A 20,538-nucleotide genomic window follows, 5' to 3' on the forward strand; every position below is an offset into this window, starting at 1 on the left:
GATTTGATTGCATCAATCAAGAAAGAAGGCGATGACATGGTCACATCTCAACAGTTGCGAGAGCGACGCATTCCTCAGCGGATTGTCACCTATATTTTCGGCCTATTCTGTTCTGCCCTTGCAATGAACTTGTTTGTCCGTGCCGATTTGGGCAACTCTGCTGTCTCTACGTCGGCGGTGGTGTTTAGCCAGTGGCAGGGCCTTTCCTTGGGCACGTGTACCTTGGGGCTCTATTGCTTGTTTTTGGTGGCACAGATTGTGATTTTGCGCCGTAAATTTCAGTGGATAAACTTGGGGCAAGTGCCCTTCGCCATGATTTTTAGCGCCTTTGTGGACTTGGTGGGCGCGGCCATGCCTGCCTTTGCTGTGGAGAGTATGCTGGCGCGGTGGCTGGTGCAACTGCTTGGCATGGTGCTGGTGTCTGTGGGCACATTGTCCTTTGTTGGCACCGAGTTGGTACCCCTGCCTGTGGAGGGCTTTTTAATCACCATGTCCCAAGTGACCAATACCCCCTTCCACAAGTGGAAGACCTGCATTGACTGCACCTTTGCTGGTTTAGCCATTGTGTCCTCTTTGTTGCTGTTTGGGCAGTTGGAGGGCGTTGGCGTCGGTACAATCGTTTTGGCCGTTGGCACTGGTTGGATGATGGGGAAAATCAAACCCCACCTGCCTAAACAGATGCAAAACTGGCAACTTCACTAAGGCATTGACCTAGTATTATAAGGAGACCCCTTCCCATGAAACAAGGCATTTATTCCCCTGAGCGGGTAAAGCGTCACTTGGTGCGCCGTGTGCTCACCTATGTCGCAGGATTATTTTTAATTTCCATTGCAATCAATTTGTTTGTCTACGCGGATTTAGGCAATTCAGCCGCCACCACGGTGGGCGTGGTGTATAGCGCCCGTTTCGACTTGCCCCTTGGCACCTGCTCGCTGATTATGTACACTGGCATGGTGGTGGGACAGTTGATTCTGTTTGGGCGCGCGTTCCAGTGGATTAACCTCTGGCAAGTGCCCTTTGCCATTTTTTATGGCAAATCGGTAGACTTGGTGGCAGCCTATATGCCAGTGATTACACCGAGCAATCTCATTGCCCAATGTTTGTTGCTGGTGGCAGGTCTGGTGATTATAGCTGTGGGGATATTGATGTTTGTGGGCACAGAGCTGGTGCCCATGCCCTTAGAAGGGTTGGCGCTGGCCATCAGTATGAAAACCCATTTGCAATTCCATCAAAGTAAGATACTGATAGATTGCACGTGTGCAGGCGTTGCGCTGATTTCCTCTATTCTCTTTTTTGGGGAGCTGGTGGGTGTTGGCATCGCCACTGTTTTTCTCGCCATCTCCACAGGCTGGATGATGGGCAAAATCAAGCCTTATCTGCCACGGTGGATTCAAAACTGGCATTTGAGTTAAAAGAAGGAGAGACCCATGAAAGACCGACAACGAACACCAACTAAGGTTGAAGGGCATTTTCTGCTACGGGTTGTCACCTATATTATAGGGTTATTTTTGTGCGCTGTGTCGGCATCATTGGCCGTTATGGCTGGCATTGGCAACACCCCTGCCAACTCTGTGGGTGTGGTTTCCAGCTATTTATCTGGCTTGGAAATGGGCGATTGCTTGATTATTTTCTACGGCATTTTGCTGTTGGGGCAAATGCTCCTGTTGGGCAAAGCGTTTAAACTCATCAACTTGGCCCAAATGCCCTTTGCCATTATCTATGGGAAATTTGTCAATCTGGTGGCGTGGTGCATCCCTGATTATACCCCCACTAGCTATCTCCAAAGTCTGGTGATTTTGGCGGTGTCCGTGGTGGTTTTGGCAGTGGGTGTGGCGTTTTTCGTGGGCGTGAGCTTGGTGCCTATGCCCTTAGAAGGCTTGGTGCTTGTGATTGCCGCCAAAACAGGCATCCCATTTCATATTTGCCGCATCATCAACGATTGCGCGTTGGTGGTGCTTGTGTTGGCAGGGTCTTGGCTGGTGTGTGGTGAAATCCTTGCCGTGCGAGAAGGCACCTTGGTGCTGGCAGTGGGCACTGGCTGGGTCATTGGTTTGATTAAGCCTTATCTACCTAGTTGGATTCAAGGCTGAGTTTTATAAGAATGAAAGTGTGATACAATGTTAGAATCTTTGGCGCTGATTTGGTTGGTGGGTTTGTGTTTTGCATGGGTCTGCGGACGGCTGGGACTTCCTCGCTTGGTGGGGATGCTGATTGCTGGTATGGTGTTGGGCAATTGTGGTTTTGACCTGCTCAGCGATACCATGCTCTCCATTTCCAGCGAGGTGCGCACGTTGGCGTTGGCGCTGATTTTGCTCAAAGCTGGATTGTCTCTCAATTTAGGCGATTTGCGAAAAGTGGGGCGGTCTGCCGCCTTGATGAGCTTTCTGCCTGCCACCTTTGAAGTGCTGGCCTATGCCCTCTTTGCCCCCATGATATTGGGGATTACCCCCTTGGAAGGGGCGCTGATGGGTGCGGTTTTGGGGGCGGTGTCCCCTGCTGTGGTGGTGCCCAAAATGGTGGAACTGATGGAAAATCGCTACGGCACAGGGCAATCCATCCCCCAAATGATACTGGCTGGTGCCAGTTTAGACGATGTGTACACCATTGTGGTGTTCACGTCTGTGCTTTCCATGCTCCAAGGTGGCGGTCTGAACGTGGCTGCCTTTGGCGCCATCCCTGTGTCCATTGTGTTGGGGGTCGGCATTGGCATTTTGTGCGGTGTTGGGCTGTGTTGGCTATGGAAATGCATTACCGTCACTGTGCCAGTGCAGGTGGTGAGTTTAATCGCCATGGGCTGTGGCTTGGTGACGTTGGAGGATTTGCTCAGTGATGTGGTGGCAATGTCAGGCTTGCTGGCGGTAATGTCCATGGGCTGTGTGCTGGGTGCAAAGCATCCCCAAGGTGCAAATTTGTCTAAAAGTTTTGGCGGCTTGTGGGAAGGGGCGCAGGTATTGCTGTTTGTCTTGGTGGGGGCGGCGGTGGACTTGCCCTATGCCATGAACGCAGGGGTTGGTGTCATCGCCATGATTGCCCTGTCCCTTGCCATCCGCGCCTGTGGGGTCTGGCTGTGTGTGCTGGGCACCACATTGAAGATGAAAGAGCGTTTGTTCTGCGTCATCGCCTACCTACCCAAAGCCACGGTGCAAGCCGCCATCGGCGGTGTGCCATTGGCCATGGGTTTGGGCTGTGGAGAATTGGTGTTGACAGTGGCAGTGGTGGCCATTTTAATCACCGCACCGCTGGGTGCACTGGGCATGGAAGTCACCTATCAAAAATGGCTTCAAAAAGAAGAATAATCCTGATTTGAACACGGAAACGACTTGTCGTTTCCGTGTTTTTTTGAATTCAATGTCACAGCCTTGAATTGCTTTCCCATTCCTGTGTGGGCGCTGCTGGCGCAGGGGCGCTTTCTTTACCTCCGCCCCTTGTTGGGGCGGTTAATCCTTCACCCTGTGGGACTTCTCTTTTGATAAATTTTTCTCCACTCCCGTGGGGGCTGCTGCCGCAGGGGCGCCACTGCCGTGGAGGGCGCTCGCCGCGCGGGCGTTACTTTGCAAAGATGCAAAGTAACCAAAAATCTTGCACGTGGCAGATGACCACTTGTGGTCATCTGTCTCACGTGCTCCCATTTTATACGGATTACAGGTATGAGTGGGTGCGGTGCTATTGGGGCATCTGGCTCACACCCGTTCGGCTTATCATGTGGGATGCGCGAACCAACGCTGATTGCTGCCGCACGCAACTCGTACGATGACATGGGAACACGCATGGAAGGTGCCTACGATTGTGGATGTCGGTTGGTGCGGTGTGATGGGTGGTGTGGTACGGTGGCGCTCAGCGCCACCGTACCACACCACCCATCACACCTTAGGCACGCCCAAGAAATGGCACCATTTTTCTGTAACATCGCAACAGGGCGAAGCCCGACAGAATACTTCGAGACAAATCAGGCTATTCGGTGCCGTTCAAAAAGCCCAAGCACTCCAGAGATGAACCCCCGTAAAAACTCCTTTTTTCACTCGACCGCAGTCGTCGTGAAAAAATCGTTTTTTGGTTCTTTTTTTCGATAAAAAAAGAACGCCCCTGCGGCGAGCAGACCGCCCCGTAGGGGTAAAACAACAAACCAGTTCCGCACAGGAGACGGGCGACCACAGGTCGCCCCTACCATTGGGGGGGTGCCCGTCTGGCAAGACACCGCCCCGTAGGGGCAAACAAACCATCCGCAGGACACCTTTGTGAAACAAATTCAAAAATTTCCCTTGACATCACAACTCTATCATGCTATCCTAACTGTACTAATCGATATAGTACAGTTAATACAGAGGAGGGAAGCTTATGATTGAGCTGAACCACCGTGACCCACGACCCATTTACCAACAGGTCTACGACCAACTGCGGCGCTTGATGGTGACAGGCATTCTGGCACCAGATGAAAAACTCCCCAGTGTCCGTAGCCTTGCCACCCAACTGGCCATCAACCCCAACACCATGCAACGTGCCTACACCCAGCTAGAGCACGACGGCTACATTTACTCCATCGCTGGCAAGGGTAGCTTCGTCTCTGGGGATTTGACCGCCCATCTCCAACGCAAAGAGGAGTTATGGCAACAGTTCCACCAAATTGTTGGCGAGTTGCATCAAATGGGGGTCACCGATGACCAATTACTAGAACATCTCAAAGGAGGCACTGCCTTATGATTCGTGTCAACAATCTCACCAAAACCTTCGACGGCTTCACCGCCTTAGACAATGCCACCCTCACCGTGCCACAAGGCAGTGTGTACGGCCTCGTTGGCCCCAACGGCGCTGGAAAGTCTACCCTATTGCGCCATCTGTGTGGGGTCTACAGCCCAGACAAGGGTGTCGTGTCCATCGACAACCAACCCATCTGGGAAAATGAAACCCTGAAACAGCGTGTGGTCACCATCCCTGACGACTGGCACTATTTCCTCCAAGCCAACATCCGTGACATGATGAAGTTTTACCGTGGGATGTACCCTGGTTTCTCCATGGAACGGTACGAAAAGCTAAAAGAAGTGTTCCAAATGGACGAAAAACGTGCCATTCGGAGACTTTCCAAAGGGATGCAAAAGCAGGTGGCCTTCTGGCTGTCCCTGTCCGCTTGCCCCGACTATTTGCTCTTAGACGAACCAGTGGACGGCCTTGACCCCGTCATGCGCCGTCAAGTGTGGAGCCTGTTACTGGGCGATGTTGCCGAGCGTGGCACCACCGTGCTAGTGTCGTCCCACAATTTGCGTGAGCTAGAGGATGTCTGCGACCATGTGGGGATTTTAGACCACGGCAAGGTGCTCTTAGAGCGTAGTTTGGCCCAATTGCAAGACAATATGGTGAAATTGCAAGTGGTGTTCCCTGATGGCATGACGGTTGTGCCAGCCGACTTGGACATTGTCCATGCCACCAAAATTGGACGGATGCACACCTTGATTATGCGCACCGACGCCAAAACCGCCACCGAGCGGTTGGCACCCTATCAGCCCTTGCTGGTGGATGCCATTCCCCTGACCTTGGAAGAAATTTTTGTCTACGAATTGGGAGGTGCTGATTATGCAGTCAAAGACATCATTCTTTAATAAAACCCTGTACCGCCAAAGTTTGCGGTTGTCTCTGCCAGTGGGCATCGCCATGGTGGTGACCTGGCTTTTGAGCTACACCATGCCCCTTTTTGACGATTTGTATGGCAGTTATAACAGCTGGAAAACCGCCGATGAATTACAGTGGATGCTGTGGAACAGCAGTGAAGATGCCTTGCAAACCATCCCTGTGACAGGTGCCATTTTCGGTATTTTGTTGGCGGCGACACTATATTATTATATGAATACCTCTCGTAGCGTGAACATGTTCCATGCTTTGCCCCTCCGCCGTGAAGGGTTGTTCCTGACCCAATATGCGGTGGGTGTGACCCACATTGTGGTGACCATGACCATCACGGCTCTATCCGTCATTGGCTTGCAAGCCAGTAGTGGCATGATTTGTTGGGAACTGATTTTCACTTGGCTGTGGATGGCGAGTTTAAGCACTCTGTTCTTCTTCTCCTTTGCCATCTTTTGCATGATGTTCGCTGGTGTCACTTGGATGGGCGTGGCCTATTACGCCATTTTCAATGCGGTGGCGGCAACTCTGTACTCCATGATGCAAGGCCTGCAAGAAATCTTTTACTATGGCTCCAGTTTCATGACCCTGCCCGATTGGGTGAACTGGTGCACCCCAGTGATGCAACTGCAAAGCAGTTTGAACCTGTGGTGGGATTGGACATGGGTGGGTGATGAGCCAGTCAACCTGACTGATTACATCATTTACGGTCAATATACCGTGGGGATGTACGGTCTTGCCGCTGTGGCCTTCGTGTTTGCGTCCTTGGCGGTCTACCGTCGTCGCCCCAGTGAAAGCGCCAGCGATGTGGTGGCCATTGGGTGGGCGAAGCCCTTGTTCCGTTTCGCCATGGGGCTGTGCTCTGGGCTCATCCTCGGCTTTGGCCTCTATTTAATCGTGTGGGATAACTTTGACACCATCAGCACTGACACCAAACTGGCAATCGCCATTGCCTGCATGGCGGTGGTGAGTCTGATTGGTCTGGTGATTGCCGAAATGCTAATGGAAAAAACCATGCGCATCGGCTGGCGTTGGCTGAAAGCAGGCGGTGTGTTGACGGCGCTGTTTGTGGCGCTGGGTCTGGGGATGCACTTTGATGTGATGGGCATTGAAGGCTACGTGCCTGACGTGGAGGACGTGGGGTCGGTGAAGGTGCAGATGTATGGCGACACACTGAGCCCCAGTTGCACCTTCGATGACCCAGCCGACATTGCCATCATCCTAGCCATGCACCAAGCCATTGTGGACGACAAAGACCGCCAACAAGACATTGCCTTCACCAATGACGTGGATGGCTATGTGTTCGTGCAACTCTATTATTATGAAAATGCCGACGACGCCTTCGCCCTGTGCTACCGCACCTATGCCGTGGAATATGACGGTGCAGAGCTGACGGACGGTTCTCTGTTGATGAACAGCATCCAAGCCGTGTTGGACTTGCCACAAATGCAATACGCTGGCATTTGGCAAACGGAGGACATGACCGACGACGTGGGTAGCATGGAGCTGGATCTCTACGGTACCAACGGCGACTATCAATACACCTATGGCATGACCGAGGGAGAAGCGGAAACCGTGTTCGCCGCCTTGAAACAAGATGCTTTGGCAGGCAATCTCTCTGGCATGATTTTAGACCCCCAATGGCAGGACGATGGGTATTACAACGACCTGTCTATGGAAGTGTTCAGTGAGGAAGTCTATTTTGATGGCAATGTGGAAAAAACCGCAACCTACGGCACTTGGCGCCATGTGCCGTTGCACCCAGCCATGACCTATACCATCGAGGCGGTGGAGTCGTTGGGTGCGGTAAGGGAATATCCTTTGGTGCCCATTGGGTGATGCAAAATTCCTAAAAAATTCAAAATTTCCCCTTTACAAACCCCAAAACCTGTGATACACTACTACAGTACGCTCAGATAGAGCGACAATCGCCCTATCGCCTGGTTTTGCGGACTTCACCGACCCTTAACCCAGTGATATGGGGACATTTTTGAAAGGTGGATTTATCCATTATGATGCGTAAAGAAGAAAAGACCGCCATTATTGACGGCAACCGTACCCATGCTACCGACACAGGCTCTCCCGAAGTGCAAATTGCAATTCTGACTGCCCGTATCAACGACTTGACTGTGCACATGCGTGCCAACAAGCAAGACAAGCACTCCAACCGTGGCCTGCTGCAAATGGTTGGTAAGCGTCGTCGCTTGCTGGATTACCTCATGAAGAAGGACATCGAACGCTATCGTGCCCTGATTGCCAAGCTGGGTATCCGTAAGTAAGATTGGAATCAAGGGTGGTGTGGGGTTCCACATCGCCCTTTTTCAATAACCAACCGTGTACCGTGTCAATTCATTTTAGCAGTTGAATTTGTTTTCGACCTATGGGTCGAAGATGTATCCAAGTGCTAAACGGTTGACACAACATTCCCAACAAAACCCCAAAATCAACAAAGGAGAATTATTATGTCAACCATTATTAACCAACGTCAATACCCTCAACATAAGACCTTCACCATGGACTTGGCTGGTCGTCCCCTCACTCTGGAAGTGGGCAAGCTGGCTGAATTGGCCAACGCTTCTGTCATGGTGGGCTATGGCGACACCCGTGTGCTGGTGTGCGTCACTGCTTCTGCTCGTCCTCGTGACGGCATCGATTTCTTCCCCCTCAGCGTGGACTTTGAAGAAAAAATGTACTCCGTGGGTCGCATTCCCGGTTCTTTCAACCGTCGTGAAGGCCGTCCCGGCGAAAAAGGTGTGCTGACTGGCCGTGTCATCGACCGTCCTCTGCGCCCCCTGTTCCCCTATGATTTCCGCAACGATGTGTCCATCATGGCTACCGTCATGAGCACCGACCACGATTGCTCTCCCGAAATCGCCGCCCTGATTGGCGCTTCTGCCGCTCTGTCCATCTCCGACATTCCCTTCAACGGCCCTGTGGGCGCATTGAAGGTGGGTCTGGTGGAAGGCGAATTGGTCTTTAACCCCACCAGCGAACAAAACAAGGTGTCCGACTTGGACGTCACCGTGGTTTCCACTGGCAAAAAGGTTGTTATGATTGAAGCTGGCGCCAACGAAGTGGACAACGACACCATGTATAAGGCCATCGAAATGGCTCACAATGCAAACCAAACCATCATCGCTCTGATCAACTCCATGGTGGAAGAAATTGGCAAGCCCAAGTTCGAATACCCCCATGCTGAGTTCAACCAAGAGCTGTTCGACAAAATCGTGGCAGCTACCATGGAAGACGCTAAGGCAGCCATGGACACCGACGACAAGAACGTCCGTGAAGCTCGCTGGAACCTGCTCATTGCCAAATGGCACGAACTGTTCTTGGCTGAATACCCCGACATGGACAACTATCTGGAAGAATTTACCTATAAGTTCCAAAAGAAGATTGTCAAGGCTTGGCTCTTGGAAGGTCACCGTGTTGACGGTCGCCAAAAGAACGAAATCCGTGCTTTGAGCGCAGAAGTGGGCGTTCTGCCCCGCGTCCACGGCACTGGCTTGTTCACCCGTGGTCAAACCCAAGTGTTGGCTTGCTGTACTCTGGACACCCTGAGCGCAAACCAACGTCTGGACTCCATCTGGGAAGAAACCGAAAAGCGTTATATGCACCACTACAACTTCCCCTCTTACTCTGTGGGTGAAGCCCGTGGCGCTCGTAGCCCCGGTCGTCGTGAAATTGGTCACGGTGCTCTGGCTGAACGTGCTCTGTTGCCTGTGCTTCCCTCTGTGGAAGACTTCCCCTATGCCATCCGTGTGGTCAGCGAAGTGGTTTCCTCTAACGGTTCCACCTCTCAAGGCTCCATCTGCGGTTCTTCTCTGGCTCTGATGGACGCTGGTGTGCCCATCAAGGCACCTGTGGCTGGCATCTCCTGCGGTCTGATTCAAGACGACAACGGTGGCTTCACCACCTTCATCGACATCCAAGGCGTGGAAGATTTCCACGGCGAAATGGACTTTAAGGTTGGCGGTACCAAAAAGGGTATCACTGCCATCCAAATGGACTTGAAAAACGACGGTTTGACCATGGAAATCATCCGTGAAGCACTGGACACCACCTATGATGCCCGTTGCGAAATTCTGGATCAAATCATGAACCCCTGCATTGCAGAGGCTCGTACCGAAGTGTCTCAATACGCTCCCAAAATGTTGACCATCCACATTGACCCCTCCAAAATCCGTGAAGTCATCGGTTCTGGCGGTAAGGTCATCCAAAAAATCGTGGCTGACACTGGGGCTAAAATCGACATCAACGACGACGGCACCATCTTCATCTCTGGTGTGGACGGCGCATCCTGCGATGCCGCTCAAAAGTGCATTGAAGACATCGTGTTCGTGCCCAAGGTCGGTACTTTGTACTACGGCCGTGTTGTCCGCTTGATGGCATTCGGCGCCTTCGTGGAACTGGCTCCCGGTAAGGACGGTCTGGTTCACATTTCTAAGCTGGCTGAACGCCGCATTGAAAAAGTGGAAGACGCTTGCAAGGTTGGCGACATGATGTGGGTCAAGGTCATGGAAATCGACGAAAAGGGTCGTGTGAACCTGTCTCACAAAGACGCTGTTCGTGAAGTGGAAGCAAAAAAAGCCGCTGGCGAAATCATTAAATAAGTGATACAATTAAAACAGTGGGTGGGCTTTCGCCCACCCACTGTTTGTTTCTCCGCCCTACCCATCGTAGGGGACGGCGTCCTCGACGTCCCGTCTCCACATTTAAACACGCAACACCAAAAGGAGGTACCCCTATGGATAATATCACCCCTATTTTATCTCAAATTGCCACATTAGGTGCCACCTTTGGTGCCCAGAAAATTGTACTCTTTGGCTCTCGTGCCAGAGGTGATCACCACCAGCGCAGTGACATCGACTTGGCGGTGTATGGATTACCAACAGCCAACAAAGGGCAGTTTGCCTTCCAATTGGAAGAACTGCCCACCTTGCTGAAGTTTGACGTGGTGCTGGTGGATGACCACACAGACGCCGCCCTGGTGGCACAAATCAAAACAGATGGAGTGACGATTTATGAAACAGATGAAACTTGAAAACTTTCAAAAAGCGGTGCTTCGTTTGGCTGAAGGGCTTGACGAATACCATGCCCATCCCTCCACCACCGCCCGTGATGGGGTGATTCAGCGGTTTGAATTTACCTTTGAATTGGCGTGGAAATCCTTGAAGGTTTACCTGCAAGACCAAGGTGTGGGGGCTGATTTGCAGTTCCCTCGTCAGGTGCTGAAAGAAGCCTATGCCACCAAATTGATTGACGACCAAACGGTTTGGATTGATATGCTCACCGCACGAAACACCACCTCTCACATCTATGACGACCGCCAAGCCACAGCTGTTATGGCGGATATTGAAAACCGCTATCTAACCGCTTTGCAAGCGTTGTCAGCGTTGTACGCATAACGCACCCCCACACAGAAAGGAACTCCACCCTATGACCAAACCCCATCGTGCTACCTTGGTGGCGCTCCATTTATCGGTGCTGTTTTTCGGCTTATCTGGCATTTTCATTGCCTCGGTGGAGGCGTCAGCCTTTGCGGTGGTGCTGGGTCGGGTGGGCTTTTCCTGCGTGGCCTTGGGCATCACATTGAAGCTTATGGGCAAGTCCATGGTGCCAGAAACGTCTCATTTGCCTTTGATTTTACTGGGTGGCTTGCTGTTGGCGTGCCATTGGATTTTCTTTGTGTTGTCGGTGCAAATTGGCTCCGTGGCCATTGCCACCATCACCTTTGCCACGGCACCCCTCTTTTTATCGGTGCTAGAACCGCTACTCTTTGGAGAATCACCACGGAAATACAGCTTGCCACTGGCGCTGTTGGTGCTCTGTGGCGTGGTGATTACGGTGCCAGAATACACCCTGTCAAACCAAGCCGCAGTGGGCACGTTGTGGGGCATGGGTGGTGCCTTGACCTATGCCTTGCTGGCATTGGTGAACCGCAAAATCGCCCCTCATTATCACGGCGTACAGCTAAGCTTTTGGCACCATGCCATTGTGGTGGCGGTGGCTTTGCCCTTGGTGTGGCAAGAAGGGACCTTTTTACAGGGCATGGACTGGGTCTACGTGGCAGGGTTGGGGCTGATTTGCACCGCCTTGGGCTATTCCCTATTCGTCCGCGCCCAGCAAGGGGTCAGCGCCCAAACCTTGGGGCTAGTCTCCAGCTTGGAAACCCCGTATAGCATCGTTTTTGCGCTGGTGTTATTGGGGCAAATCCCCACAGTGCGCCAGCTGATTGGTGGTACGATTATATTAATTGTGGCATTGGTGGCCTCGCGATTGGCAACGGATTTGCCAGAAAAATAACGCCACAATGCCCATTGCTAGGGGCAACCATGCCCCCATTCATAACCAAAAGGAGACAACACTATGTCTATCATTGCCGCCATTGCAACAGGAAATAACCCCACCGCCATCGGCATCGTCCGTGTGTCTGGGGCAGGGTGCTTTGCCCTGTGCGACGCTGTGTTTCAAGGGAAACATCCCCTGTCTCAGGCCACCCCACGAACTATGGTCTATGGGGATATGTTAGATGAATTGGGGCAAGTCATCGACCGTGGATTGGCGGTGCGCTTTGTGGCACCCCATAGCTATACAGGGGAGGACAGCGTGGAATTTTTCTGTCATGGGTCCCCTGTGGTGATGCAAGCTTTGCTCCGCGGCCTGTTTGCCCAAGGGGCACAGCAGGCCAAGGCAGGGGAATTTACCCAGCGTGCCTTTTTAAACGGACAGCTGGACTTGACCCAAGCCCAAGGGGTCATTGACCTCATTCACTCTGAAACAGTGGAGGCCGCCAAGCACGCCGTGGCACAGGTCAGTGGCACTTTGCGTCGTGACTTTTCCACAATTTACGACGGATTGTTGGATATTTCCTCACAATTTTATGCCGTTGTGGATTATCCCGACGAAGACATCGAGGATTTGAACATCACCGATATTCAGCGCACCTTAGACACCTCTGCCCAAACCCTTCGCCGTTTGCTCCAGACCTGCAACCGTGGGCAAATCCTCAAATCTGGGGTGCCCACTGCCATTGTGGGGCGACCCAATGTGGGGAAATCCTCCCTTTTGAATGCCCTGTTGGGCTATGACCGCGCCATTGTCACCCATGTGGCTGGCACCACACGAGACACGCTGGAAGAGCGTGTGGTTTGCGGTGGTGTGTTGTTGCGGCTCATCGACACCGCTGGCATCCGTGATACCCTTGACCCCATCGAAGCCATGGGGGTGGAGCGGTCAAAAGAAGCGGTTTCTCAAGCGGATTTGGCATTGGTGGTGCTAGATGGATCTCAGTCTTTCACCTCTGCCGACCAAGAGGCCATCGATTTGGCATTGCAAGCCCCCCACACCTTGGTTGTGGTGAACAAAACCGATTTGCAACAAGCTATTTCCCTGCCTGAGCTGCCTTGCTCGGTGGTTAGCCTTTGCGCCAAAGAAGGTTTGGGCTTAGGCGAACTGGAGTCTGCCGTGGCAATGTGCTATCCCACTGGAGACGTGCCAGCTGGGCAAATGATTACCGACTTGCGCCAACAAGAAGCGGTGCAACAGGCATATGACGCCATTTCTCGTGGGCAAGAGGGACTTGCCATGGGCTTGACACCTGACGCCATTTTAACCGATATGGAAGAAGCCCTCACTGCTATGGGCAATCTTACTGGCAAAACTGCCAGTGATGACATTGTGGGGCGGCTGTTTGAACGGTTCTGTGTGGGTAAATGAGTAAAAATAGTATGAGTGTGACGGAAAATGCGTTTACAAATATCTGATGTTGTGGTATCATTTTAATGAGTAATTATGAAAATCACACCATGGGAGGGCTATATCATGACAGAGGACTTTACCAAGTTTATAGAGCAAATGAAACACCAACGGCCTGTGGAGTGGAATCACTTGCCTGATTTTTCCTTGTATATGGATCAGGTGCTCAGCTACATGGAGCGACAACTGATTTTGGGCGACGGGCAAGACAGTTTAACGGCCGCCATGGTGAACAATTACACCAAAAGCGGTTTGGTGCCCCGTGCTGAAGGGAAGAAATATAACCGCGAGCACATCGCCTATTTGACGGCGGTTTGCGTGCTCAAACGGGTGATGGCCACCAAGGACATCGATACGGTGATTCGCGATGAGTTGCACCAGCGTAACAATGTGCAAGCAGGCTATGAAGAATTTTGCAAAAGCCTAGACACCGCCATCACGACCACCACCCATGAGATGGAATCTTACGCCGACAAGGGCACCCTTGCCGACAGTGCCATTCACTTTGCCCTGCTGAGTTATGCGGCCAGTGTGGCAACGCAATATTATGTAAACCAATTAGGCCGCCAAGCTGGCGACGTGACTGATAAGAAATAACGGAGGAAAAGAGATTTATGGCGAAATTTGCCTTATTTACCGACAGCTGTTGCGATTTACCTGCCGCCTTGGCAGAACAATATGATATCACTGCCCTGCCCCTTGGGGTCATCATTGGGGAAGAAAGCTTTGCCAACTACTTAGACGGTCGTGAGCTAACGTCTCAAGCGCTGTACGCACGGATTCGTGAGGGGGCTATGCCCTCTACCAATGCGGTCAGCGTGGGCAATTATGAAGAGGCCATGCGCGAACGCTTGCAAGCAGGGGACGACATTTTGTGCATCAACTTTTCGGGTGTCCTGTCCACCACCTATCAATCGGCAGTCATTGCCGCCACGGAATTGCGAGATGAATTCCCCGAGCGCATCATCGAGGTGATTGACTCTTGCGACGTGTCTTTGGGACAAGGGCTGTTGCTATTGTTGTGCGCCCAAGAACAACAAAAGGGCGCAACGCTGGAGCAAGTCCGTGACTTTGCATTGGAAAAGCGTTTGTACATCGACCATTGGTTCACTGTGGATGATTTGAACCATCTCAAGCGCGGTGGCCGTATCAGCGCGACCTCTGCTGTGGTGGGGTCTATGTTGGCGGTTAAGCCAATTTTGACCATCAACGCAGAAGGGAAATTGGAAGCGGTTGGCAAAGAACGTGGTCGCAAGGCGGCCATCAATACATTGGTGAAAAAAGCAGTCACTTTGTGGGAAAATCCCAAGGAGTCCTTGATTATGATTGGTCATGCCGACTGTGAAGAGGAGGCCTTTGTGATTGCCAATCAGCTGAAAGAAAAATTAGGCGTCAGCGATGACAATATCGTTGTGCACTGCATTGGCGCTGTGATTGGGAGCCATGTTGGCCCTGGTACTATGGCTGTGTTCTTTGAAGGCAAGGCAAGCCGATGAGTTGGATTGGGGTGAAAATTGACACCGTCCACCATGGGTTAGAGGGGCTTGAAACTCTGCTGTCCACCATGGGCATCGACGGTCTGGTCATTGAAGATGAACAAGAATTTGAAACCTTTTTAGAAGAAAATCGCCAATGCTGGGACTATGTGGACGAGGATTTAAGCCGAGACATGGCTGGCAAATCTCGCATCACTTTCTACGTGGAAGCCGATGAAACTGGCTTTTCCACCATTGCACTGGTGCGTCTGGCACTGGAAACGGTGAAGAAATCCCAAGAGGATTGGGGTTCTCTGCTGATGACACTGGAAAACTTGGAAGAAGAGGACTGGGCATACAGCTGGCAAAAATACTACAGACCTATGGAAATTGGCGACCGCCTTTTGGTTGTCCCTGAATGGGAACAAACCACCATGGATGGTCGGGTTTCTCTGATTTTAAACCCCGGTCTCACCTTTGGTACTGGTTCCCACACCACCACACGGCTGTGTCTCACCGCCATGGAACGACTGGTGCAACAGGGGCAAAAAGTGCTGGATTTGGGCTGTGGCAGTGGTATTTTGTCTATTGCAGGGTTGAAATTAGGGGCAAAGTCTGCCGTGGGTTGCGATATTGACCCTCTGTGCCATAAGGTTGCTTATGAAAATGCCGCCTTGAACGGCATCACCCCTGCCACCTATACGGTTTTATCTGGGGATATTCTCACCGACAAAACCTTGCAAACTGCCATCGGTACTGGCTATGATTTGGTGGTTGCCAACATTGTGGCTGATGTGATTTTGGCCATTTCCAAGCCCTGCCAAGGTTTGATTGCTGAGGGCGGCACCTTCCTTTGCTCAGGCATCATCGATGACCGTGGCGACGAAGTGGAAGCTGGCTTGAAAGCCGACGGCTGGCACATTGTAGAGCGTCAACAGCGAGAGGGTTGGTGCGCGTTCACCTGCAAACTGTAAAAAAACCGCAAAAACGAGGATTATCTGATGATTGTTCGTCCCAATGGCCACCTGCGTGGCATTTATAGCGTCCCCGGTGATAAATCTGTGTCCCATCGGTCGGTGATGTTTGGCGCCCTTGCCAAGGGCACCACCCATGTCACCAACTTTTTAACTGGGGCAGACTGCCTGTCTACCATTGATTGCTTCCGCAAAATGGGCATTGCAATTGAAGAAAATGGCAATGAAATCACCATCCATGGCAAAGGGCTCCGTGGCCTGAGCAAGCCAGAAACCATCTTGGACGTGGGTAACAGTGGCACCACCACGCGACTTTTATGTGGTCTGCTCTCTGGGCAAGATTTTTCTGCTACCATGTCGGGGGACGACTCCCTCAACTCCCGTCCCATGGGTCGGGTGCAAGTGCCATTGGCACAAATGGGCGCAGAGTTGGTGTCTCTTGAAACTGCTGGCTGTGCGCCGTTGCAGGTGAACCCCCATCCCCTGACGGGTATCCGCTATGTGTCACCTGTGGCTTCTGCACAGGTGAAGTCTGCGGTGTTGTTGGCTGGGCTGTATGCCCAAGGGGAAACCACAGTGGTGGAACCCACCTTGTCTCGCAACCACACCGAGTTGATGCTCAAAGCCTTCGGGGCTGACATCGCCGCTGGGGTGGACGCTGAAACAGGCCTACCCTGCGCCACGGTGCAACCTTGCGCTGAGCTGTACGCCCAAGACATTCAAGTCCCCAGTGACATTTCCTCTGCGGCCTATTTCATGGCAGCAGGTTTGCTGGCAAAAGATAGTTGCCTCACCATCCAAAATGTAGGCACCAACCCCACCCGTGCTGGGATGATTGCTGTGTGCCAACAAATGGGAGGCAACGTGGAATTGCGAAATCCCCGCCTTGCAGGTGGGGAGCCCATTGCCGACATCCAAGTATCTACCAGTAAGCTCTATGGCATCACCATCGGTGGAGATTTGATTCCCACCTTGATTGACGAAATCCCTGTCATCGCCGTCATGGCGGCCATGGCAGAGGGTACCACCATCATCAAAGATGCCGCCGAGTTGAAGGTGAAGGAAACCAACCGCATTGACACTGTGGTCTCCAATTTGAAGGCCATGGGTGCAGACATCACCGCCACCGACGACGGCATGATTATTCATGGCACTGGTAAGCTCCACGGCGCTACGATCCAAAGCCATTTAGACCATCGCATTGCCATGGCCTTCGCCATTGCAGGGCTGGTGGCAGAGGGGGAAACCGCCATCCAAGACGCCCACTGCGTGGATGTGTCCTTCCCCACCTTCTTCCAAACAGGGTTGTTTGCTTGAGATAGGACAATAAAAACCGTCGTTTACCATAGGTAAACGACGGTTTCAGCGTGTCAAATAACTAAAAACGGGGGAGTGCGAGGGGGCAGAGCCCCTTCGCGTTAAATCAATCGCCCCAAACCGAAATTTTTAACATCTAAAAATTTAAAAAATGCAATGAAATTTCGTCATTTTCAAACTTTGCATTTGGGCGATTTTCAGGCTGTCAAAAAAGACGCCCAAAAGGCGTCTTTTTTGACAGCCTGAAACCGTCGTTTACCATAGGTAAACGACGGTTTTTGTTCTTATTCAGTTACTTTGTGCAACCAATCTTGATATTCACTGTCTAGGGAGCTGACTTTGTCGGCTCTCTTTTTAAAGCGTTCAATTTCAGCAGCGGTTTCACGGACGGGGCGGATGGTGCCAGCACCAGCCACACAGCCGCCGGGGCAACCCATGCCTTCTAGCAAGTAGCCGTTGCGCTTGCCAGCCTTGGCCAGCATCAGCATTTTTTTACATTCACGCAAGCCATCACCATAGTCGGTCATGACTTGGATATCAGGGTCAATGTGACCAATGGCTTCCACCACGGCGGCGGCTACACCACCACCCACGGCAAAGCCACGACCCATGGCGGTGCCTTCGTGGAGGCTTTCTTCTTCGATGAGTTCCATCTCGTCAGGGTTCACACCCTTGCCGTCAAACATCCCTTGTAGCTCTTCAAAGGTCAGCACAAAGTCTACATCAGAGCGGACAGAGCGGCGGTTGGCCTCCAGCTTTTTCGCAGCGCAAGGCCCAATGAAACAGACCTTTGCGTCGGGGTGCTGTTGCTTGACCATACGGGCGGTGATGACCATGGGGGTCAGTGCCATGGAGATATAGTCTTTCATGTCGGGGAACAGCTTTTTCGCCATCATCGACCATGCAGGGCAACAAGAGGTTGCCATGAAAGGTTGTTCGTTGGGGACTTTTTCCAAGAAGTCATGGGCTTCTTCTTTGGTACATAGGTCGGCACCGATGGCCACTTCCACCACATCTTCAAAGCCCAACAGTTTCACAGCTTGGCGGAGTTGAGAGGAACGGGCCTTGAATTGCCCAACAAAGGCAGGTGCCACACAGGCAAACACTTTTTCGCCTTTTTTAATAGAGGTGATGACCTGCAAAATTTGGCTCTTGTCGGCAATGGCAGCAAAGGGACAGTTGACCAAGCACATACCGCAGGACACGCACTTATTTTGGTTGATCACTGCACGCCCTAGTTCGTCTGTTTCAATGGCGTCCATGCCGCAGGCGGCGGCGCAGGGGCGTTCGATTTTATGGACGGCATGATAAGGACATTGGGTCACGCATTTGCCACATTTGATACATTTGTCTTGGTCAATGTGACAGCGCTTGTTTTCGTCCAAATAAATGGCGTCCTTGGGACATACGGCCATACAAGGGTGAGAGAGGCAACCTTGGCACCCGTCGGTAATTTGGATGCGCTTGGTGGGGCAGGCATTGCAAGCAAAGGGAATGATGTTGACCAGTGGCTCTTGGAAATAGCGGTCGTTGGATTCGATTGCACGCTCAATGCCTTCGCTGGTGGGGTTGGCATCGTCCATGGTACGCACAGGCAGACCACAGGCTAGACGAACCCGTTCTTTGACAATGGCACGTTCCAAAAACACGTTGCTTCTGTGCTGTGCCACGTCCCCTTTGATAATATTATAGGGAATATGGTTGACCTTGGAGTAGTCATCGCCTTCATAGGCCATTTTGGCTACCTCGGTAAATACGTTGCGGCGGATATCATCCACGGCACTGTGAACACCTCTCACACTTGTTTCCTCCGTTTTATTTCAAATGTCTCCCAGTGGGAGATAGTACACGCTGACAGTGTTTATTATATAAAAACAATATGAATTTTTCAATACTAACCTGACTGGTTTTTCCATTTTTGGTAAAGGCTACAAATTCAATGACACATTGTTAAAATTTTGCCGTAGTTTTTTAGTTTTATGCTAAACTTTTGTATATTTCTTAAAAAATCTCAAGAAAGCATTGTTAAATTTGACTGCTTTTTTTGTGAGTGTTGGGGAAAATCTGCACATTTTTCGTTGTATAAAATGCCGAACCCAGAGGCACACTACCTGTGAAAACGAATAAAGGAGTGAGCCATATTGCATACAGGTATTCACAATACGTCTGAAATTGGACGGTTACAAAAGGTCATGCTCCACCGACCAGGGGCCGAGCTGGAAAATCTCATGCCAGAGTATTTAGAGCGGTTGCTCTTTGACGACATCCCCTATTTGAAAGAGGCGCAACGTGAGCACGATGCCTTTGCCGATTGTTTGCGTAGCCAAGGGGTGGAGGTGGTGTATCTGACGGATTTGGTGCTCCAGTCCATCACCGACGATGCTGTGCGGCAGGAGCTGATGTTTCAATTTCTCACAGAAGCCAACATCCAAGAGCCACGTCTGCGAGAGAGTTTAGAGCGGTATTTGGGCGATATGGATGACCGCCAACTGGTGGAAACCATGATGGCTGGGGTGCGCAAATCGTCCTTAAACAGCGCTGGCGGCGCCAAACTTGGGGACTATCTCAGCGCCGTGGAAACCGATTATCCCTTTGCCATCGATCCTCTGCCAAACCTTTATTTCACCCGAGACCCCTTCGCCACCATCGGCATTGGGGTGTCCCTCCACAAAATGCACACCACCACTCGAAACCGTGAAACGTTGTTCGGCAAGTTTATTTTTGAGCATCATCCCACCTATCGCAATGCCCCCAAATGGTATGACCGTGGGGAGCGTTCTTCCCTAGAGGGTGGGGATATTTTGGTGCTGTCGCCACAGGTGTTGGCGGTGGGGATTTCCCAGCGAACACAAGAGGATTCCATCGATCAGCTGGCAGAAACCATTCTCGCCAAAAGTAAAACCTTCAAAAAGGTTTTGGCCTTTAATATCCCCAAAACACGGTCATTTATGCACCTTGACACGGTGTTCACCATGGTGGACAGGGATAAATTTACCGTCCATCCCAACATTTTATCCAGTATCACCGTCTTTGTCATGGAACTGGGGAAAGATGGTGCTATGACCATCACCCAAGAAGATGGGCGCTTGGAGGATATTTTAAAAGAGCATTTAGAATTGGACAACGTGACCCTCATCCCTTGTGGCCAAGGGAGTGAAATCGATGCCGCCCGTGAGCAGTGGAGTGATGGGAGTAACACCCTTGCCATCGCCCCCGGTGAGGTTGTGGTTTACTCTCGCAACCATGTGACCAATCGTTCACTAGAAGACGCTGGCGTGAAGATTCATGTGATTCCCAGTGCGGAATTGTCCCGAGGTCGCGGTGGTCCGCGGTGTATGTCCATGCCCTTGGTGCGTGAGGATGTTACGAACTAAGAACTAAGAACTAAGAACTAAGAGTGAAAA

The 20,538-nt window shown here is 51.7% G+C and carries 19 protein-coding genes; 18 read left to right on the forward strand and 1 reads right to left on the reverse strand.

Annotated elements, in window-relative coordinates:
- Positions 1-3: 3 nt before the first annotated feature.
- The 17 genes from RFF05_RS11070 to aroA all read left to right on the forward strand — a co-directional run bounded on the left by RFF05_RS11070 (position 4) and on the right by aroA (position 17,134).
- The gene (locus RFF05_RS11070) at positions 4-702 is read left to right on the forward strand and encodes a YczE/YyaS/YitT family protein (protein WP_409967151.1); all 699 of its coding nucleotides are present in this window, start codon (positions 4-6) and stop codon (positions 700-702) included.
- 35 nt (positions 703-737) lie between these two features.
- A complete protein-coding gene (locus RFF05_RS11075) occupies positions 738-1,412 on the forward strand; it encodes a YczE/YyaS/YitT family protein (protein WP_409967152.1) in 675 nt (224 codons plus the stop codon).
- A gap of 15 nt (positions 1,413-1,427) precedes the next feature.
- Positions 1,428-2,090 carry a hypothetical protein gene (locus RFF05_RS11080; RefSeq protein WP_409967153.1) on the forward strand — a complete coding sequence of 221 codons (663 nt, stop codon included), beginning with the start codon at positions 1,428-1,430 and terminating at the stop codon, positions 2,088-2,090.
- Positions 2,091-2,117: 27 nt separating this feature from the next.
- Positions 2,118-3,296, forward strand: coding sequence for a cation:proton antiporter (locus tag RFF05_RS11085; protein WP_409967154.1), 1,179 nt, complete (start codon positions 2,118-2,120; stop codon positions 3,294-3,296).
- A 1,039-nt stretch (positions 3,297-4,335) separates the two neighbouring features.
- Entirely contained in the window at positions 4,336-4,698 is a 363-nt protein-coding gene (locus RFF05_RS11090; RefSeq protein ID WP_409967155.1) for a GntR family transcriptional regulator, read from the forward strand.
- Positions 4,695-5,591 (forward strand): ABC transporter ATP-binding protein, encoded by an 897-nt coding sequence (locus tag RFF05_RS11095; protein WP_409967156.1) that lies wholly within the window; start codon positions 4,695-4,697, stop codon positions 5,589-5,591. Before RFF05_RS11090 ends, RFF05_RS11095 begins: the two co-directional genes overlap by 4 nt.
- Positions 5,566-7,449 (forward strand): hypothetical protein, encoded by a 1,884-nt coding sequence (locus RFF05_RS11100; RefSeq protein WP_409967157.1) that lies wholly within the window; start codon positions 5,566-5,568, stop codon positions 7,447-7,449. Before RFF05_RS11095 ends, RFF05_RS11100 begins: the two co-directional genes overlap by 26 nt.
- A 173-nt stretch (positions 7,450-7,622) precedes the next feature.
- Positions 7,623-7,889, forward strand: a complete 267-nt coding sequence (gene rpsO, locus RFF05_RS11105) for a 30S ribosomal protein S15 (RefSeq protein ID WP_409967158.1) — start codon at positions 7,623-7,625, stop codon at positions 7,887-7,889.
- Between the two features lie 183 nt (positions 7,890-8,072).
- The gene (locus RFF05_RS11110) at positions 8,073-10,223 is read left to right on the forward strand and encodes a polyribonucleotide nucleotidyltransferase (protein WP_409967159.1); all 2,151 of its coding nucleotides are present in this window, start codon (positions 8,073-8,075) and stop codon (positions 10,221-10,223) included.
- 134 nt (positions 10,224-10,357) lie between these two features.
- Positions 10,358-10,654, forward strand: a complete 297-nt coding sequence (locus tag RFF05_RS11115) for a nucleotidyltransferase domain-containing protein (protein WP_409967160.1) — start codon at positions 10,358-10,360, stop codon at positions 10,652-10,654.
- Complete coding sequence (locus tag RFF05_RS11120) at positions 10,635-11,018, forward strand: nucleotidyltransferase substrate binding protein (protein ID WP_409967161.1); 384 nt, start codon at positions 10,635-10,637, stop codon at positions 11,016-11,018. Before RFF05_RS11115 ends, RFF05_RS11120 begins: the two co-directional genes overlap by 20 nt.
- A 31-nt stretch (positions 11,019-11,049) precedes the next feature.
- On the forward strand, positions 11,050-11,916 hold the full coding sequence (locus tag RFF05_RS11125) for a DMT family transporter (protein WP_409967162.1): 867 nt from the start codon (positions 11,050-11,052) through the stop codon (positions 11,914-11,916).
- Positions 11,917-11,979: 63 nt separating this feature from the next.
- The gene (gene mnmE, locus RFF05_RS11130) at positions 11,980-13,329 is read left to right on the forward strand and encodes a tRNA uridine-5-carboxymethylaminomethyl(34) synthesis GTPase MnmE (protein WP_409967163.1); all 1,350 of its coding nucleotides are present in this window, start codon (positions 11,980-11,982) and stop codon (positions 13,327-13,329) included.
- 105 nt (positions 13,330-13,434) lie between these two features.
- Complete coding sequence (locus tag RFF05_RS11135; protein ID WP_409967164.1) at positions 13,435-13,965, forward strand: DUF1836 domain-containing protein; 531 nt, start codon at positions 13,435-13,437, stop codon at positions 13,963-13,965.
- Positions 13,966-13,982: 17 nt separating this feature from the next.
- Positions 13,983-14,864 carry a DegV family protein gene (locus tag RFF05_RS11140; protein ID WP_409967165.1) on the forward strand — a complete coding sequence of 294 codons (882 nt, stop codon included), beginning with the start codon at positions 13,983-13,985 and terminating at the stop codon, positions 14,862-14,864.
- Positions 14,861-15,817 carry a 50S ribosomal protein L11 methyltransferase gene (gene prmA, locus RFF05_RS11145; protein WP_409967166.1) on the forward strand — a complete coding sequence of 319 codons (957 nt, stop codon included), beginning with the start codon at positions 14,861-14,863 and terminating at the stop codon, positions 15,815-15,817. Before RFF05_RS11140 ends, prmA begins: the two co-directional genes overlap by 4 nt.
- Before the next feature lie 27 nt (positions 15,818-15,844).
- On the forward strand, positions 15,845-17,134 hold the full coding sequence (gene aroA / locus RFF05_RS11150; RefSeq protein WP_409967167.1) for a 3-phosphoshikimate 1-carboxyvinyltransferase: 1,290 nt from the start codon (positions 15,845-15,847) through the stop codon (positions 17,132-17,134).
- Between the two features lie 284 nt (positions 17,135-17,418).
- On the opposite strand, the gene RFF05_RS11155 is transcribed toward aroA, so the two are convergent.
- Positions 17,419-18,933, reverse strand: coding sequence for a 4Fe-4S dicluster domain-containing protein (locus tag RFF05_RS11155; protein ID WP_409967168.1), 1,515 nt, complete (start codon positions 18,931-18,933; stop codon positions 17,419-17,421).
- A gap of 342 nt (positions 18,934-19,275) precedes the next feature.
- Here RFF05_RS11155 and arcA point away from each other — a divergent pair, with 342 nt between their 5' ends.
- Positions 19,276-20,508 (forward strand): arginine deiminase, encoded by a 1,233-nt coding sequence (gene arcA / locus RFF05_RS11160; RefSeq protein ID WP_409967169.1) that lies wholly within the window; start codon positions 19,276-19,278, stop codon positions 20,506-20,508.
- Positions 20,509-20,538 lie beyond the last annotated feature (30 nt).

This window comes from Bengtsoniella intestinalis (assembly GCF_039719005.1).
GTDB classification, from domain to species: Bacteria; Bacillota; Clostridia; order Oscillospirales; family Oscillospiraceae; genus Oscillibacter; species Oscillibacter intestinalis.